Origin of the sequence: Novosphingobium sp. FSW06-99 (genome assembly GCF_001519065.1) — a bacterium.
GTDB lineage: Bacteria > Pseudomonadota > Alphaproteobacteria > Sphingomonadales > Sphingomonadaceae > Novosphingobium.
In genome coordinates this window covers 242021-258714 of sequence record NZ_KQ954254.1, presented here as the reverse complement: position 1 = coordinate 258714, position 16694 = coordinate 242021, and the positions used below count along the sequence as shown (strand labels likewise).

The window sequence follows — 16694 nt, the reverse complement described above, 5'->3', positions numbered from 1 at the left end:
AATTTTCAATCAGACTTTCAGTGACCGGCGGCCTGGCCGCCATCGACATGGAGGATTTCGCCGGTGACGAACGCGGCGCCTTCCAGATAGAGCACCGCATCGACGATGTCCGGGATCTCGCCCATGTGGCCCAGCGGATGCAGCTTGCCCAGGAAATCGTGGGTTTCGGGCGCGTGCATCGGGGTCTTGATCACGCCCGGCGCCACCGCGTTCACGCGGATGCCACGACCGGCATATTCGATGGCCAGGCTGCGCGTGGCGGCGGCGATCCCGCCCTTGCTCAGCGAGGCCAGCACCGAAGGCACGCTGGAATTGGCATGATCAACCAGGCTGGTGGTAATGCTGACAACATGGCCATGGCCCTGCTGTTCCATCACGCCGACCGCATGTTGGGTGATGTAATAGAACCCGTCGAGGTTGGTCGACACCACTTGCGCGTAGTTTTCGCGGGTATAACCGGTGAACGGGCTGGCGATGAAGATGCCCGCATTGTTGACCAGCGTATCGATGCGGCCAAACCGTTCGAGCGCTTCGGTCACCACGCGCTTGCCGGTTTCGGGATCACCGATATCGCCGGGAATGGCGATAACGCCCGCATCGGTCGAAGGCTTGATCGATCGGGATGTGGCGATAACGCGATAGTTGCGGGCGCGATAGGCGGCGACAAGCGCGGCGCCAATACCTTGCGATGCACCGGTGATGATCGCGACTTTCTGTTCGGAACTCATGACTGACCTCGATTATGTTGGGGGGGAAGCGTGGTATGCTTTGGCCCGACAGCCTGTCTGGACCTGGCTGTCACGTTGTAGACTTTTACCGATCCGGCCCAAATAAGCCTGATTCGGGAGACACTTTACCGATTATAGAGAAGATGACTTGACCAGACCCCGCCGGGTGTTGGCGAGCGGGATCATCTTGCTGGGCGCGGGGCTTGGCATTGTCCTTCAGGATTGCCGGTGCCGTTGCGGTTGCCATGGGGCCCCTGGCTGCCGCCAACCGCCGGCGGCGGATCATCTGCCCGGAAATCGAACAACTGATTTGCACATAGACACGATTATCGATCGTCCGGGGTGCGCGTATGGACGCCCCATGCCTGGACAATTCTTCCATCAGATATTCGGCGATGTGGCCCGATCGTTGCAGGACGAGGCCGGTTCGCGCGCGAGCTATGCCCGGCTTGAAGCGCCTTCCGACACCCCGCCGGATCGGCTGACTGAGCGCGAGCTGGGGTTCCTGGCCCAGCGCGACAGCCTGTTCATTGCCAGCGTGACGCAAACCGGCTGGCCCTATGTGCAGCATCGCGGGGGGCCGCAGGGATTTGTCCGGCATCTGGGCGGCAACCGGATCGGGTTCCCCGCCTATCAGGGCAATGCGCAATATATTTCGGCCGGCAATCTGACCGCCGATGCGCGCGTGGCGCTGATCATGCTCGACTATCCGACCCGCCGACGGCTCAAACTGATCGGGCACGCGCAGATCGTGCGCGTCGGCGCCGATCCGGCCTGGCCCCCACCGGCCGAGGCGGCTGGGGATGCGGTGCTTGCCGCGATGGTGATCGACGTCATCGGATACGACTGGAACTGCCCCAAATATATCACCCCGCGCTTCACGCGCGACGAACTCGATGGCGAGATGGCGGCGCTGGCCCTCGAAAACACCCAATTGCGCGAACAGCTCGCGCGGCTGCAGGAGAACAGGCAATGACCGAAGCGCGGACCGAAGCACGGACCGAACCACTGACCCTTGGCGTTCATCATGTCGGCCTGGCCGTGCCCGATCTCGACGCGGCTCAGCGGTTTTTCTGCGATGTGCTGGGCTGGCGGGTGGTTGGCGAAGTTCCTGACTATCCGGCGGTTTTTGTGGGCGACGGGACGACCATGCTGACGCTGTGGCGGGTCGCCGATCCTGCCGGGGCAGTCGCCTTCGACCGGCGGCGCAATGTCGGGCTGCACCATCTGGCGCTGGCGGTGGCCGACGCGGCGGCGCTCGCGACGGTCCACGCCAAAGTCGCCTTGGTGCCGGGCGTGACGATCGAATTTGCGCCCGAGCCGGTGCGTCCGGGTTCGCCCACCCACCATTTCATCTGCACCATGCCCGGTGGGGTGCGCATCGAATTCGCCACCGTCAACAAGGCGCCTGCCTAGACCCGGGCCCGACTTCGGTATTGCAAGTCGATCTCATTAAGACTTGCAAATGCGATCCAGTCGCAATAGTGCCGGTGGCACGATGCGACAGATTGACCGATCACCCCCCCGCACCCGTCGCCTGCGGCGCGCCATCCATCGTTGCGGTACGTTGTGCGCGCTGTTGGGGGCGGGCGTCGCGCCCGCGCTGGCGGCGCCGCCGCCGATCATGACCGTCGTCACCGACGACAACGGCAAACCCACCGACGACCCGCTGGCATTCCTGCACAACTGGCGCCGCGAAGGCGCGCTGCTGGGCGACTGGTGGCATGTGCGCAAGGATCTGGCGCACCACGGCATCACCGTCAGCGTGCAGGAAACCAGCGAAGTGCTGGGCAACGTGACCGGCGGGATGCACAAGAGCTTTGACTACGACGGGCTGACTCAGGCGGTCGTGCAGGTCAATTCGCAGCGTGCTTTCGGCTATTACGGCGGCACGTTCAACGTGTCGGCGCTGCAGATCCACGGGCTCAACCTGTCGCAGCGCAATCTGGGCAGCCTGCAAACCGCCAGCGGGATCGAGGCCGACCGCGCCACGCGCCTGTGGGAGGTGTGGTACGATCAGAAGCTGCTGCCCGAAGACCGGCTCGATCTGCGGATCGGCCAGCAGAGCCTCGATCAGGAATGGATGGTCTCGTCCAACGCGCTGCTGTTCGTCAACACGATGTTCGGCTGGCCGATGCTGCCCAGCGCCGATCTGCCCGGCGGCGGCCCGGCCTATCCCTTGTCGACACCGGGGGTGCGCGTGCGCTGGCGCCCGGTCAATGCGCTGGCGATCCAGTTGGGCGCGTTCAGCGGATCGCCGTTCAACGCCGCGAACGCGGCGGCGCAGGCTTCGGGCGCGGACCCGCAAGTGCTCGATGGCAGCGGCACCAGCTTTCCGATCTATCACCACGGCACGCTGTTGCTGGCCGAACTGCAACTGACCACGCCGGCGCTGGGCGGCATGGTAGCCCCCGACGCGCGCCCGCCGCTGGCGGCAACCTGGCGCCTGGGCGTGTGGTATGACAGCGAACAGTTTGCCGACGTGCGCTATGGCGGCGACGGCCTGCCGCTGGCCGATCCGGCCAGCGACGGATCGCAGCGGCTGCATCGCGGCAACCTGGGCGTCTATGGCGTGGTCGACAAGATGCTGTGGCGGTCGAGCCGCGATCCCAACCGCACGCTCAACCTGTTTGGCCGCGCGATGGCCACACCGTTTGCCGATCGCAACCAGATTTCGGCCAGCGCCAATCTGGGCCTCGTGCTGAAAGACCCGTTCCCCTATCGCACCGACGATTCGCTGGGGCTGGGCATGGGCTTTACCCGCGTCAGCCCCGATCTGGCCGGGTTTGACGGCGACACGGCGCTGTTTTCGGGCACCTACAATCCGCGCCGCACGTCGGAAACCTTTGTCGAGGCGACCTATCAGCGGCAGGTGACGCCGTGGCTGCAGATCCAGCCCGACATGCAATTCGTGTTCAATCCCGGCGGCGGGGTGGCCAACCCCCAGACCGGCACCACGCGCATCGGCAACGAACTGGTTGTCGGCGTGCGCGCCAATATCCTGTTGTGAGGACGACATCGATGCGCCGAACGCTGATCCTGCTGGCTGCCATGGCGGGCCTTGCCGCACACCCGGCGCTGGCCGAACGACAGGGCTTTCTGGAAACCGTGCACCGGCACCAGACCCTGGCGCTGACCACGCCCGACAACGGCGATCTTAACCCTTATGCGGTGGTGGTCGCCCCGGTCAGCGCGGGCAAAGTGCAGGCAGGCGATGTCCTGATCAGCAATTTCAACAATATCAGCAATCTGCAAGGCACCGGCACGACGATTGTCGACTATAATCCAGCGACCAAAAAGACCGTGCAATTTGCCCAGGTGCCGCAATCGCTGGCGCAATGTCCCGGCGGGGTCGGGCTGACCACCGCGATGACCATGCTCAAATCGGGCTGGGTGATCGTCGGCTCGTTCCCGTCAAAGGACGGCACAACCACCACGCGCGGCGAAGGCTGCCTGCTGGTGCTCGATGCCACCGGCAAGCTGGTGGCCACCTGGGCCGGCCCGACGATCAGCGGGCCGTGGGGCAATATGGCGGTGGCCGATCATGGCGATCATGCCACGCTGTTCGTGTCGATGGCCGGCTTCGGCGTGCCCGGTCCGCGCGTGCTCGATCCGGCCACGCATTACCCGGTGGTCTTGCACAAGGCGACCATCCTCCGGCTGGAGGTGACCGTGCCCGAGGGCAAGCCGCCGGTGCTGACCAGCCAGACGGTGGTCGCCGACGGCCTGTCGCAGCGCGCCGATCTCGACAATTTCGTGTTCGGCCCGACCGGGCTGGCGCTGGGCGATGACGACACGCTCTATGCCACCAACGGTCTGGAAAACACCGTGATCGCCGTCGACCACGCCTCCACCCGCACCACCAGCGGCGGTATCGGGCGCACGGTGACGCACGACGGACTGCTCGCCTGGCCGCTGGCGATGGCGTGGACCCCGGAAAAGCATCTGCTCGTCACCAATGGCAAGAACGGCCAGGTGGTCGAGATCGATCCGGCCACCGGCAAGCAGATCTATGCCCAGTGGATCGACAACGATCAGGCGCAGTCGCCGCCGGGCAATGGCGACTTGTTCGGGCTGGCCATGCTGCCCGATGGCAGCGGATTCTATTACGTGACCGATGACATGAACACGCTGATGAAGGCGACCCGGTGATGGACACCACGATCCGCAAGGGCGCCTCGCGCCGGGGCTTTCTGGGCGCGGCGGCGGGCACGCTGGGCGGCGCGATGCTGGCCGGTGGCGCAAAGGCGACCCCGCCACCGATCATGCATGGCCACGGCGCCGCGATCGAGCCGTTTTTCGGCGCGCATCAGGGCGGCATTGCCACCCCTGCGCAAGATCACCTCTATTTCGCCGCGTTCGACGTGGTGACCGACAAGCGCGCCGATGTTGAGGCGCTGCTGCGCCGCTGGACCGAGGCCGGCGCGCGACTGACCGCCGGATTGCCACTGGGCGACAGCGATGCACCCGATGCGCCGCCCGCCGATTCGGCCGAAGCGGCAGGGGTTGGCCCCGCGCGGCTGACGCTGACGATCGGGTTTGGCCCCACATTGTTTGTGCAGGATGGCCACGATCGCTTTGGCCTGGCCGCGCACCGGCCCGAGGCACTGATCGATCTGCCCAAATTCAACGGCGACCAGTTGCAGCCCGAAAAGTGCGCTGGCGATCTGTGCGTGCAGGCCTGCGCCGACGATCCGGTGGTGGCGATGCACGCGGTGCGCCATCTGGCACGCATCGGCGCGGGCGTGGTGCAATATCGCTGGGCGCAGACCGGCATGGCCGGGCGCGGGCGGCGCGGCGAAACCCCGCGCAACCTGATGGGGTTCAAGGATGGCACGATGAACCCCACCAGCGCGGCGGACATGGATCGCCACGTCTGGGCCGGGGCCGAAGGCGGCTGGATGCAGGGCGGGTCCTATCTGGTGGCACGCCCGATCCGTATCGCGCTGGAACACTGGGACCGCATGAAGCTGGGGTTTCAGGAACAAGTGGTCGGGCGCCACAAAACCAGCGGCGCCCCGCTGGGCCAGCGCGACGAGTTCGAGCCGATGAAGCTGGCCGCCACCGATACCGACGGCAACTTCATCATCCCCGAAAACAGCCATGTGCGGCTGGCCGCGCCCGAAACCAACGACGGGGCGCAGATCCTGCGCCGCGCCTATTCCTATGACAATGGCGTGGCGCATATTGCCGAGCGCTGGCCGCCGTGGCGCCAGGGGATGATGCAGGACGCCGGGCTGATGTTCCTGTGCTGGCAGCGCGACCCGCGCACCGGGTTTGTCAAAGTGTTCGAAAACATGGCCAAGTTCGACATGATGAACCAGTTCGTCACCCATGTCGGCAGCGGCCTGTTCGCCTGCCCGCCGGGTGCGCGACCGGGCGGTTTCATTGGCGAGACGCTGTTTTCGGCATGATCGTTCAAAACACGGCGTGGTCGCCCCGTTCGGGCGCATCCACGCCGTCGAGCACCGCGCGGTAGTAATCGAACAGCGTGTCGCCGCCGGTCGATGGCGTGGCCGCCGCGTCATAACGCCCGGTTGCCGGATCGCGCACCAGCATCGATTCGGTGGCGTAATAGCGGCCGATCCGCGCCAGTTCGGCCTTTGTGGCAAGCGCGGGCACCAGTTTGCCCGCCAGCCCCAGCCCCCCGGCAATCGCATCGAGCAACGCCACCGGCACCGAGGTGAAGCGCGCCGGACGGCCCAGCATGGCAAACAGCGCCTCGCCTTGCTGGCGCGGGGTGATCGCATCGCCCGGTCCGCCGATCGGCAGCACGCGGTTCCAGCGGCTTTCCTCGACCAGGCAGTCGGCGATATAGGCGGCGAGGTCGCGATCGCTGATCGGCTTGCACGCGGTCAGCGTGCCATCGCCAAACACCATGAACGGCTTGCCCCGCCGTACCCGCGCGATCTGGCCCGACAACGATTTGAAAAACGCGGTCGGTCGCACGATCGTATGGCGCATGCCGCTGTCGATCAGCGCCGCCTCGAACGCCAGTTTGGCGTGTTGAAACGCCAGCAACGGTTTTTGCACGCAGATCGCCGACAGCAGCACGAAATGCGTGGCCTCTGCCGCTTGCGCCGCCGCCAGCACGTTCATGTGCGCGCGATGGTCGATGGCCCAGGCATCGTGCGGAACCCCGCTGCGCGAGGCCATGCACGACACCACCGCGTCAAACTGTTCCCCGGCAAAGCCGTCGCGCGCCAGCGAAGCGGGATCGGTGACATCGACGCAGCGGACGGTCGCGCCTGAAATGATGGTGGGCGCACGCACCAGGCACACCACATCGTGCCCGCGCCCGATCAGCGCCCCGGCGCTGGCCCGGCCGATCGTGCCCGTGGCGCCCAGCAATGCGATGCGTTTCAGCAGCAGGGCCCGCGCCGGATATTGATGACATGCGCGCTGGCCACCAGCGCGACCCCGGCGATGGTCATCATCGCCTCGCCCACGCCATGTTCGGACAGGATCGCGCCACCCATCAGCAGCAGCCCGGTCACGCCCAGCGCCAGCGGCAGGCGATGGCCATGGCGCAGCGCATTGGCGCCGATCGTCGCCGCGCCGATCACCACCGCCGCGATCAGGCCGACACGGTGGATCGCGGGATGCAGCAGCAACCCGCCGCCCAGCCCCAGGAGGCCGATCAGGAACAGCCCGGCCAGACAGTGCACCATGCACAGGCCCGAAACGATCAGGCCCATCCGGTCGAGGCGGCCATGAGAGGGGGAAACGGCGGTCTGAGGGGCTTTGTGCATGCGAGCGATATATGTGATAATGTATCATTGCGCAAGAGGGGCCCTGCCCTTTGCGGGCAAGTGGACATTTCGCCCCCTTGCATGCGGCGCGATCTGCAGTCAGATCGGGCGCCATGATCCAGACCACCCCCGCACGCCCGCTGGCGCTTGTCAAATGGCTGACTGTTGTCGCGCTGCTGATCGTGGCGATCGTGGTGGTGGGCGGGATTACCCGGCTGACCGAATCGGGTGTGTCGATCACCGAATGGAACGTGGTGTCGGGCACCCTGCCCCCGCTGAGCGAGGCGGCATGGCAGGCCGAATTCGCCCGTTACCGCCAGACCCCGCAATTCATCGAGATCAACGGCCCGGCGGGAATGACGCTGGCGACGTACAAGTTCATCTTTTTCTGGGAATGGGTGCACCGCTTGCTGGCGCGCGGCATCGGACTGGTGTTCGCCGCACCGCTGGTGTGGTTCTGGCTGCGCGGGCAGATCCCGGCGGGGTACAAGCTGCGGCTGGTGGCATTGCTGGCGCTGGGCGGACTGCAAGGCGCGGTGGGCTGGTGGATGGTCCAGTCGGGGATCGTGCATGATGTCAAGGTCAGCCATTTCCGGCTGGCCACGCACCTGCTGGTCGCGCTGACAACGCTGGCAGGCGTGGTGTGGACCGCGCTCGATCTGATCGGCAATTCGCGCGGGGCCGCACCTGCGCGCCTGCGCCCGGTCGCCGCGCTTGCACTGGGTGCGCTGGCGATCCAGTTGATGCTGGGGGCCTGGCTGGCGGGTCTGCGCGCTGGCGTGGTGGCCGGCGCGGGCTGGTTCAACTGGGATGCCTGGCCCTTGATGCAGGGGCGCCTGTGGCCTGCCGGGATCGACTGGAGCAAGGGCGCGCCGTTTGCGTTCGGCCACGATCCCTATCTGGTGCATTTCCTCCACCGCTGGTGGGCCTGGGTGGTGGTGGCGATCCTGGTGGTGCTGGCCCGGCAGGTGCGCCGCAGCGGCAACCGCCCGGCCTCGATCGCGCTGCACAGCGCGTTTGGAACGCAAGTGCTGCTGGGCATCGCGACGGTGTGGAGCGGGGTGTGGCTGCCGCTGGCGGTGCTGCACCAATTGACCGGCGCGCTGCTGGTGGTGGCGACGACGTGGGCCGCGCATGCCCTCGGGCGCAGGGCCTGATAGCTTAAGGTATTATTTTACCTCTCGGCAAACCCGCCCGAATCCTTGACTTCGGACCCGATTTGCAACAAAGGCCCGCATCACTCGCCGTGCAGCAGGGCCTTTCGGTCGCGCGCCCGGCACACTGTGTAGGGAACCCAAAGCCCATGAAGGCGCTTACAAAGGTCACCCGGTCGATCAAGCCGGCCGAGGTGGAAAAGAAATGGCATGTCATCGATGCCGACGGCCTGGTGGTCGGTCGCCTGGCGGTGATCATCGCCAACTTGCTGCGTGGCAAGCACAAGCCAACGTTCACCCCGCATGTCGATTGCGGTGATCACGTGATCGTGATCAACGCCGACAAGGTCAAGTTCACCGGCAACAAGCTGAAGGACAAGATCTATTACAAGCACACCGGCTATGCCGGCGGGATCAAGGAACTGACCGCGGGCAAGCTGCTCGGTGGTCGTTTCCCCGAACGCGTGGTGGAAAAGGCGGTTGAACGCATGATCCCGCGCGGACCGCTTGGCCGCGCCCAGATGCGCGCGCTGCATCTCTACAACGGCACCGACCATCCGCATGCGGGCAACCAGCCCGAAGTGCTCGATGTCGCGTCGCTCAATCGCAAGAACAAGGTGGGTGCATAATGGCTGACACCGATACCGTTTCCAGCCTGGCCGATCTGAAGGATCTGGCTGCTGCTGCCCCCGCCGAAGACACCGGCGATGTGGCACCCGTGGTCCGCACCGGCCCCCCGGCCGTGCTGCGCGAACGCGAAATCGATGCGCAGGGTCGTTCCTATGCCACCGGTCGCCGCAAGGACGCCGTGGCCCGCGTGTGGATCAAGCCCGGCTCGGGCAAGATCACCGTCAACGGCCGCGATCAGGAAGTCTATTTCGCCCGCCCCACGCTGCGTCTGGTGATCAACCAGCCGTTCCAGGTGGCCGGTCGCGATGCCCAGTACGACGTGATCTGCACCGTCAAGGGCGGCGGTCTGTCGGGCCAGGCCGGTGCGGTCAAGCACGGCATCGCCCAGGCGCTGTCGAAGTTTGAACCGGCGCTGCGCAGCGCGGTCAAGGCCGCAGGCTTCCTGACCCGCGACCCGCGCGTTGTCGAACGCAAGAAGTACGGCCGGGCCAAGGCGCGCAAGAGCTTCCAGTTCTCGAAGCGTTAAGTCGCTCGCGAAACGGCAAACGGAAAAAGCCCGGGGATTTCCCCGGGCTTTTTTCTTGGGCGCAAGGCGCAGCGGACGGGCGGAAGAGATGACTGCGCCGACATTACTGCATCAGCGCGCGCCCGGTCACCCCCTGCTCTTTGTCAACCGCCTGCTGCACAAGCCGGTGATAGGCAAAGCGCTCTTCCATCCGGTCTGTCTCGTCATTGCTCGGGAAATCGGCAACCGTCGCGACAATCAGCTTGCGCTTTGGATCGACGAAGATCGTCTGCCCGAAATGCCCGACAGCCGAGTAGCTGCCGTCGTCATAGGTCCACCACTGATAGCCATAGCCACGTCCGGGATGGCCGATGTCGCGCTGCTTGTGCGTCGCGGCCGCGATCCAGCCGTCGGGCAGGATCGATCGTCCGTCGATCTTGCCGCCGTCCATCATGAACTGGCCCATCCGCGCATAGTCGGCGAGCGACGAGGACAGGCAGCAACCACCAATCTCCCGCCCCGATTTGTCGAGCACCCAAAATCCGGGAAGCGCCATATAATGGCTCCAGATTTTCTCGCTGAGGTATTGCGCCAGCGGCTTGTGCGTCGCGCGCATGACGAGGACACCGATCAGCCCGGTTTCGGCGGTATTGTAATGCCACACCGTACCCGGTGCGGCGGCACGCGGTTGCTGCTTCAATTGCGCGACAATCTGCTCCAGGCCCTGGGTGGTCGGGAAATCCGCCATTTTGCCGACATCGGAGTGCGGATCGGCATAATCCTCGTTCCATTTGACGCCCGATGACATGGTTAGCACCTGCTGGACGGTCACCCCGTCATAAGCCGAGCCCTTGAATTCGGGAATGATATCGGTGACCGGCTCACCGATGCTTTTGATATAGCCATCCTTGATGGCCGCGCCGACCAGGGTCGAGGTGAAGGACTTGGCGACCGAAAAGCTGGTCCAGCGGCTGTTGGCATCGTAACCCATGCCGTAGCGCTCGAAACGGATCTTGCCATCAACGATGATCAGCGTTCCGACCGCGCGCTGATGGTCGAAAAACCGATCCATATCAAATGGCGTCTTGCCGTCAGCCGCGAACAACGAGAGCCCAGGCCCCTGGCTGAACGCGTGCGGCGTCGCGCTTGGCGTCATCACATGCGACTTGACCTGCGGCAGTTCATCCAGGTGACCAAAGGCATAGTCGCGCTGCGCAACCGTCCATTGCAGCACGTCGCGATCCTTGGGCGCGTGCATTGCGAAATAGAGAAAGTCGCGCTTGGCATAGGCCCCAGCCCCAAGCGCCATGATCACACCAATGCCAACCGCCGTCCAAGCTCCCCAGCGCATCCTGCATCCCCCATGCTAACATTGTTGTAGATAGCGTAGCGGCTTGGTTTGCGCGACACAAGTCGCCCGCCAACCAACAGACGAGAAGCACAGCCAAGCGCCAAAGTCTTGAAAACGCTTTGAAAGTGCCGAAATTCTACATTTTAAGACTGACTTTCAAGGCTTTGAACAGGCGCGCGCGATCGAAGCGCCAAGCGCGAACCCTGCGCATTTCGGCCGGACAGAGATGCGCAAAGGGGGTCTGCAATGGCCCCCTTTGTGCCTGCCTTCGGGCGGCGGCCGTGCACCAACCCCGGCAGCCGGTTCCAGCCATGAGTCAGGACGATGCCCAGACCGATCGCCGCGCCCAGCTTGACCAGCCAGGCGCCATCCCAATGCCCCCCCGGCACACGCTTGATCACCATGAAATTGCACAAATAGATAAACAGCGTCGATGATGCCACCAGTCCCAGCGGACGGTGCAGCCAGCGCGGCAGCGGCATACGCGGCGTCAGCGCCAGCAGCCCCGCGCAGACCGCGAAAAGCACGCCGGTGTCGTCGAACACGTCAGTCAGGCGCCAGGCCTCGACAAGACTGGCCAGCATGGTTGCCGCTATCAGCGCAAACAGCCATCCCCGACGCCACACGCTGTCGGCTTGTGCAATCAGCGCGCCGAGCGCCAGCAACCAGAACCATTTGAACGGCGCAACATCCCAGAACTGCGCCGGACCGCGCGGGCCCAGCCCGTTCCAGATGCCGCTCTTGATCTGGATCGCGGCGACCAGCAGACCGATCGCCAGCACGATCAGATCGCGCCGGAACCACACGTCGCCGGAATTATCCGATCCGCCGCGCAGCCAGCGGGCCTGGGCCAGGGTGATCAGGCCATAGAGCGCAAGATTGGCGGCCAGCACATCGAGGTACCAGAACGTCGCGCTCTCATTGGCGGGATCGTGCCAGAACGTGCCGAGCAGAACGACATCGGGCAGCCACAGCCGGTGCTGGACTATCTGCAGCCCCGCCTGCCACAGACCCGCCGGAACACCGAACTTCAGCACCAGCCGGAACACCGGTTGCAGATTTTGGCGCGCACGGATCAAGGGCCGGGTAAAGCGGCTGAAACTCATCCCCGAAACGACAAACAGCGCCGATGTCGGTCGCGCATCGACGAACATGCCCAGATGGGTGATCACCACCAGTACGATGGCGACCGCGCGCACCAGCAACGTGGTGTCAAAGCCGGGAAAGCGTGGTGTTGCACCAACCTGGGCGCCACGATCCACCTGCTGTGCCAGCGCGCCCAGCGGGATGTCCTGCCAGGTGTCCGGCAACGGGCCGAGCAAGGCCTCGAGCGCGATCGCCACGCGCACGAATGACAGCGAATCCCCGCCGATTTCGACAAAGCTCTGGCCGGGATCGACGCTCGCCCCGGGCAATTCGCGCCGGACGCAATCGATGATGGCGGCTTGCGCTGGCGACATCGGCGCGGGCCGATCGGGGCGCGGTGTGGCAGGCGCGGTGATTTCGAGCGTGCCGAGGGCCTTTCGATCGAGCTTGCCGTTGGGCAGATAAGCCAGGTGATCGATCACCACGATGCGCGACGGGACCATCGCATCGCTCAACTGCCGGCGCAGCGCGTCACGCAACCCGGCGGCAAAATCGCGCTGCGCGTCCGCCGCGACCGGCGCGTCAGGCACGACAAAGCCGATCAGCACTTTGTCGCCTCCCGCCAGGGTGCGCGCCGCCACTGCCGCATCGCGCACTTGTGGCAAGTGTATGAGCCGGTTTTCGATCTCGCCGGGTTCGATCCGCACCCCGCGAATCTTGATCTGCGCGTCCATGCGGCCAAAGATTTCGACTTTGCCGTCCGCACGATAGCGCCCGAGATCGCCGGTGAAATAGAGCAGGTCTTCGGGATCGTCGTTGCGGGTGTTGCGCAGGAACGCTTGCGCAGTCAAATCGTCGCGGCCCAGATAGCCGAGCGCACGGTAGGGCGTGCGGATGGCGATCTCGCCGGTTTCCCACAGGCCGCACAGATGCGCGCGGTCGCGCATGATCGCCACATTGACACCCGGCTGTGGCATGCCGACCGGCTGCACACCGGGCTCGATCCGCTCGACACGGTGCGCCAGCTTGGCCAGGGTCGTCTCGGTCGGGCCATAGAGGTTGACCATTGTGGTATGGTCGCCCGCCGCGTCGCGAAACCGCGCCAGCAGCGTATCGGTCAACGGCTCGCCGGCGAAAAACACGAATTTGATCGCCGAAAAGGGCCGCATTCCTTCGTCGGCATAAAGCCACGCGCGCATCAGCGACGGCACGCAATGCATCACACCAATCGCCTGATCGGCGAACCAGCGCAGCATCCGGCCCGCATCGAGCAGCATGTCGCGCGGGGGGATATGCAAAGTCGCTCCGCTGGTCAGCGGAAACAGCACGTCGCGCAACACCACATCGAACGACAGCGCGGTGATCTGCGCGGCGCGGTCGCCCGGCCCGATCGGAAACTGCGCCCTTTGCCAGTCGAGAAAATGGGCGAGGCCCTGGTGGGTGCCCAGCACCGCCTTGGGCGTGCCGGTGCTGCCGCTGGTAAAGAACACATAGGCGGCCGCGCGGTCACCCGGCACGAAGGCGGCCGCCGCCGCCTCGGGCATCGCGGCAAGCACCGCATGTGTCGGCCATTCGGCAAAATCCAGCCCGTCAACCGGATCGATGCCGGGGCGGATGTGCGCGGTGAAACGCGGGGTGAGCGTCTGTGCCAGCAGATCTCGGCGCGCCGGCGGCAGCGCGCAATCGATCGGCGCCACGACCCCGCCCGCCGCCAGCGTGGCCAGCATCGCGGCGATCATGCCGAAACTCATGAACCCGGTGATCGCCACGATATCACCGGGTTGCAGGCCCGCCGCCTGCAGACGCGCAGCGCCATGCCGCACCACGCGCGCCAGTTCGGCATAGCAATAGGCCCGTTCAGCGGTGACCAGCGCCAGCGCCTCGGGGTGGCTTTGCGCCCGGCGCAGCAGAGTGTCGGCGACCGGTTCGAACCGATCCCGCCGGATCGGCCGCGACAAGTCGGGCAGGATGGCGCGCGCCGTGTCGGTCACCAGTTCAAGCGCATTGGCGGCCAGATCGGGCCGGTCGGTCAATGCGCCGACCACGCAGGCGATCTTTTGCAGGACATCGCGGGCCGTCGACCGGGCGACCGTGCCCGCGTCGACATGCAGGCTCAGCCAGCGGCCCGCGTCCTGGTGCACCAGCGTCAATTGGCCCGCATGGGCCAGACCGGCAGGACCACCCGCACAAATCGCCAGATCGAGCGCATGCTCGTCCGCCTGCGCGCTTTCGTGCAACGACTCGCGCAAGGCGGCCAGAGTCGCGTGCGGCGCCAGATCGGCACTGATATAGCCGCGCCGCCCCGAGGCCGCGTGCCGCCACGCCCCCGCGCGTGCCAGCCCCAGCATCCGCCCGCATACGAATAGCGCCGCAAAGGCGATGCTGTCGTCATCAACCGATTGGTGCAGGCGCAACGACACGGTCAACCATTGCGGTGCCCGACCCGTCAGCGCGCGATCGACCGGCAGCGCCGCCGGGCCGTGGGGCGCCAACGGATTTGCGACTTTGCCGGGCCCAACCACTCGGGTATCTTCAGCCAGGAATATTGTCATTTCCGATCAATGTCTTCATCCAGGCTGTGGTTCGTCATGCGGCTTGGCAAAATTCCCGCGCCAGACCGATGCCTTGCCCCATCTCGCATGGTTTAATTCGAAATTACAATAGGTTGCCTATAAGGTAGCAAGGTTCGCCGTGGCTTGCGGACAACCGGACTGGCAAATCTCCAAGTAAGGAATTGGTTTTTATAAGCATTCTTACCTATGAGTTTTTCCCGAGCATGGCGGCTGCGATCTTGGTGGTTGAAACCGGGCCCGTGCCGCAGACAGTATCCCGCCACACCACCGCAAGGGGCCAGCAACGATGTCGCACAACCGGAAAATCGCCAGACTGGGCGTTCGCCTGCTCGCCGCCAGCGCGCTCGTGCTGGGCCAGACCGTGCCCGGCCATGCACAGGCCGACGCGGCAACCCAGTGGTGGGCCGATATCAGCGCGATTGCCGCCGACAGCAACGAAGGGCGGCAGACCGGATCGCCGGGCTATCTGCGCGCGGCGCAATATGTGATCGCGCGGTTTCAGGCCGAAGGCCTCAGGCCTGCCGGGGTGGACGGCTATTGGCAACCGGTCGCGTTCGAACAGCAAGTGGTCGATCAGGCCGCATCGCGCGCCACACTGATCGCCCAAGACGGCACGCGCACCGAGTTGCAGGTGGGCGAAGACGCGCTGATCGCCGCGGGCGGCGCGCCGCGCCCGGCGCAGATCGACGCGCCGCTGGTGTTCATCGGCTATGGGCTGCATCTGCCCGCACAAGGCCACGACGATTTTGCGGGCGTCGATCTGAAGGGCAAGATCGCGGTGGTGATCAGCGGCGGCCCTGCACACATTTCTGGCGCGATCAAATCGAATGCCCGGTTTGCGCGCACAAGGCTGCTGGGCGAACGCGGCGCGGTCGGGTTGATCACGCTGACCACGCCGCGCCAGATCGAAATCCCCTGGGCACGGCAGAAATTGCTGGCCCGGCAAAGCGGGATGTATCTGGCCGAGGCAAAGCTGCGCGACACGCCCGACGATTTCTTTGCCGCCAGCATCGACCCCGACAAGGCCGAAACGCTGTTCGCCGGATCGGGCCACAGCTTTGCCGAGGTGTCCGCCGCTGCCGATGCGTCGCGCACGCTGCATGCCTTTGACCTGCCCGTGCGGTTGCAGGCATCGGTTGCCGCGCATCGCGACGAACTGACCTCGCCCAATCTGGTGGCCAGGCTGGACGGGCGCGATCCGGCGCTGGCGGCGCAATATGTGGTGATTTCGGCGCATCTCGATCATCTCGGGATCGGCGCGCCGATCAATGGCCATGCGATCTACAACGGGGCGATGGACGATGCGTCGGGCGTGGCGACGGTGTTGGACATCGCGCACCGGCTGGCCCACGCGTCGGTGCGGCCGCGCCGGTCGATCCTGTTCGTGATCGTTACCGGCGAGGAAAAGGGCCTGTTGGGATCGCATTACTTCGCGATGCGCCCCACCGTGCCAGACGGGGCGATTGTCGCCGATTTCAATTTCGACATGCCGCTGCCGCTATGGCCACTGAAAAGCGTGCTGGCTGTCGGTGAAGGTGAAAGCACGCTGGGCGCCGATGCCCGTGCCGTGGCGGCGCACCAGGGGTTGACCCTGGCGCCCGATCCGCTGCCCGATCGCAACGTGTTCATCCGCACCGACCAGTTCAGCTTTGTCCGCCAGGGCATTCCGTCGCTGGCGTTCAAATTCGGCTTTGCCCGCGACACGCCCGAATTCCGGATCGAACACGACTGGCGCGCCAACCGCTATCATTCGCCCGCCGACAATCTGGACCAGGGCGGCGTGCTGAAGGACGAAGCGGTCAAGCTCGATGCCTTCGTCGCCGATCTGGCCCAGCGCGTGGCCGACAGCGACACCCGTCCGCAATGGCTGGCGACCAGCATTTTCGGGCACTGAAAAAGCCCTTGTTAACCGCCC

Annotated in this window: 14 protein-coding genes; 9 read left to right on the top strand and 5 right to left on the bottom strand. The window is 65.3% G+C overall.

Annotation, left to right across the window (positions count from 1 at the left end):
* Positions 1–17 precede the first annotated feature (17 nt).
* Positions 18–728, bottom strand: coding sequence for an SDR family NAD(P)-dependent oxidoreductase (locus tag AQZ49_RS07960; RefSeq protein WP_067614738.1), 711 nt, complete (start codon positions 726–728; stop codon positions 18–20).
* A gap of 361 nt (positions 729–1089) precedes the next feature.
* On the opposite strand from AQZ49_RS07960, the gene AQZ49_RS07955 reads away from it, so the two are divergent.
* The 5 genes from AQZ49_RS07955 to efeB are packed head-to-tail and all read left to right on the top strand — an operon-like array spanning position 1090 to position 6142.
* The gene (locus AQZ49_RS07955; protein ID WP_067614736.1) at positions 1090–1704 is read left to right on the top strand and encodes a pyridoxamine 5'-phosphate oxidase family protein; all 615 of its coding nucleotides are present in this window, start codon (positions 1090–1092) and stop codon (positions 1702–1704) included.
* The gene (locus AQZ49_RS07950) at positions 1701–2144 is read left to right on the top strand and encodes a VOC family protein (RefSeq protein WP_067614734.1); all 444 of its coding nucleotides are present in this window, start codon (positions 1701–1703) and stop codon (positions 2142–2144) included. Before AQZ49_RS07955 ends, AQZ49_RS07950 begins: the two co-directional genes overlap by 4 nt.
* Positions 2145–2193: 49 nt before the next feature.
* A complete protein-coding gene (locus tag AQZ49_RS07945; protein WP_082701645.1) occupies positions 2194–3738 on the top strand; it encodes a carbohydrate porin in 1545 nt (514 codons plus the stop codon).
* Between the two features lie 11 nt (positions 3739–3749).
* Positions 3750–4880 (top strand): YncE family protein, encoded by a 1131-nt coding sequence (locus AQZ49_RS07940; protein ID WP_067614730.1) that lies wholly within the window; start codon positions 3750–3752, stop codon positions 4878–4880.
* Positions 4880–6142 (top strand): iron uptake transporter deferrochelatase/peroxidase subunit, encoded by a 1263-nt coding sequence (gene efeB, locus AQZ49_RS07935; RefSeq protein WP_067614728.1) that lies wholly within the window; start codon positions 4880–4882, stop codon positions 6140–6142. Before AQZ49_RS07940 ends, efeB begins: the two co-directional genes overlap by 1 nt.
* Positions 6143–6146: 4 nt before the next feature.
* On the opposite strand, the gene AQZ49_RS07930 is transcribed toward efeB, so the two are convergent.
* Both AQZ49_RS07930 and AQZ49_RS07925 read right to left on the bottom strand, forming a co-directional pair.
* On the bottom strand, positions 6147–7079 hold the full coding sequence (locus AQZ49_RS07930; RefSeq protein WP_067614726.1) for an NAD(P)H-binding protein: 933 nt from the start codon (positions 7077–7079) through the stop codon (positions 6147–6149).
* Between the two features lie 11 nt (positions 7080–7090).
* Entirely contained in the window at positions 7091–7480 is a 390-nt protein-coding gene (locus AQZ49_RS07925) for a MerC domain-containing protein (protein ID WP_067614724.1), read from the bottom strand.
* Positions 7481–7593: 113 nt separating this feature from the next.
* Between AQZ49_RS07925 and AQZ49_RS07920 the strand changes: the two genes are divergently transcribed.
* The 3 genes from AQZ49_RS07920 (at position 7594) to rpsI (ending at position 9790) form a co-directional block, all read left to right on the top strand.
* Positions 7594–8637, top strand: a complete 1044-nt coding sequence (locus tag AQZ49_RS07920) for a COX15/CtaA family protein (protein ID WP_067614722.1) — start codon at positions 7594–7596, stop codon at positions 8635–8637.
* Positions 8638–8783: 146 nt separating this feature from the next.
* On the top strand, positions 8784–9263 hold the full coding sequence (gene rplM, locus AQZ49_RS07915) for a 50S ribosomal protein L13 (protein ID WP_067614720.1): 480 nt from the start codon (positions 8784–8786) through the stop codon (positions 9261–9263).
* A complete protein-coding gene (gene rpsI / locus AQZ49_RS07910; RefSeq protein WP_067614718.1) occupies positions 9263–9790 on the top strand; it encodes a 30S ribosomal protein S9 in 528 nt (175 codons plus the stop codon). Before rplM ends, rpsI begins: the two co-directional genes overlap by 1 nt.
* A gap of 103 nt (positions 9791–9893) precedes the next feature.
* On the opposite strand, the gene AQZ49_RS07905 is transcribed toward rpsI, so the two are convergent.
* Both AQZ49_RS07905 and AQZ49_RS07900 read right to left on the bottom strand, forming a co-directional pair.
* A complete protein-coding gene (locus tag AQZ49_RS07905) occupies positions 9894–11120 on the bottom strand; it encodes a serine hydrolase domain-containing protein (RefSeq protein ID WP_082701644.1) in 1227 nt (408 codons plus the stop codon).
* 143 nt (positions 11121–11263) lie between these two features.
* A complete protein-coding gene (locus AQZ49_RS07900) occupies positions 11264–14758 on the bottom strand; it encodes an amino acid adenylation domain-containing protein (RefSeq protein WP_082701643.1) in 3495 nt (1164 codons plus the stop codon).
* A gap of 307 nt (positions 14759–15065) precedes the next feature.
* Between AQZ49_RS07900 and AQZ49_RS07895 the strand changes: the two genes are divergently transcribed.
* The gene (locus tag AQZ49_RS07895) at positions 15066–16673 is read left to right on the top strand and encodes a M28 family metallopeptidase (RefSeq protein ID WP_067614712.1); all 1608 of its coding nucleotides are present in this window, start codon (positions 15066–15068) and stop codon (positions 16671–16673) included.
* Positions 16674–16694: the final 21 nt, after the last annotated feature.

Excerpts from the sequence above, each read along its gene's own strand:
- AQZ49_RS07895 (WP_067614712.1), top strand. The coding sequence starts at position 15,066 with ATGTCGCACAACCGGAAAATCGCCAGACTGGGCGTTCGCCTGCTCGCC.
- AQZ49_RS07945 (WP_082701645.1), top strand. The coding sequence starts at position 2,194 with ATGCGATCCAGTCGCAATAGTGCCGGTGGCACGATGCGACAGATTGAC.
- AQZ49_RS07900 (WP_082701643.1), bottom strand. The coding sequence starts at position 14,758 with ATGACAATATTCCTGGCTGAAGATACCCGAGTGGTTGGGCCCGGCAAA.
- AQZ49_RS07940 (WP_067614730.1), top strand. The coding sequence starts at position 3,750 with ATGCGCCGAACGCTGATCCTGCTGGCTGCCATGGCGGGCCTTGCCGCA.
- AQZ49_RS07955 (WP_067614736.1), top strand. The coding sequence starts at position 1,090 with ATGCCTGGACAATTCTTCCATCAGATATTCGGCGATGTGGCCCGATCG.
- AQZ49_RS07925 (WP_067614724.1), bottom strand. The coding sequence starts at position 7,480 with ATGCACAAAGCCCCTCAGACCGCCGTTTCCCCCTCTCATGGCCGCCTC.
- AQZ49_RS07905 (WP_082701644.1), bottom strand. The coding sequence starts at position 11,120 with ATGCGCTGGGGAGCTTGGACGGCGGTTGGCATTGGTGTGATCATGGCG.
- AQZ49_RS07950 (WP_067614734.1), top strand. The coding sequence starts at position 1,701 with ATGACCGAAGCGCGGACCGAAGCACGGACCGAACCACTGACCCTTGGC.
- efeB (WP_067614728.1), top strand. The coding sequence starts at position 4,880 with ATGGACACCACGATCCGCAAGGGCGCCTCGCGCCGGGGCTTTCTGGGC.
- AQZ49_RS07920 (WP_067614722.1), top strand. The coding sequence starts at position 7,594 with ATGATCCAGACCACCCCCGCACGCCCGCTGGCGCTTGTCAAATGGCTG.
- rpsI (WP_067614718.1), top strand. The coding sequence starts at position 9,263 with ATGGCTGACACCGATACCGTTTCCAGCCTGGCCGATCTGAAGGATCTG.
- rplM (WP_067614720.1), top strand. The coding sequence starts at position 8,784 with ATGAAGGCGCTTACAAAGGTCACCCGGTCGATCAAGCCGGCCGAGGTG.
- AQZ49_RS07960 (WP_067614738.1), bottom strand. The coding sequence starts at position 728 with ATGAGTTCCGAACAGAAAGTCGCGATCATCACCGGTGCATCGCAAGGT.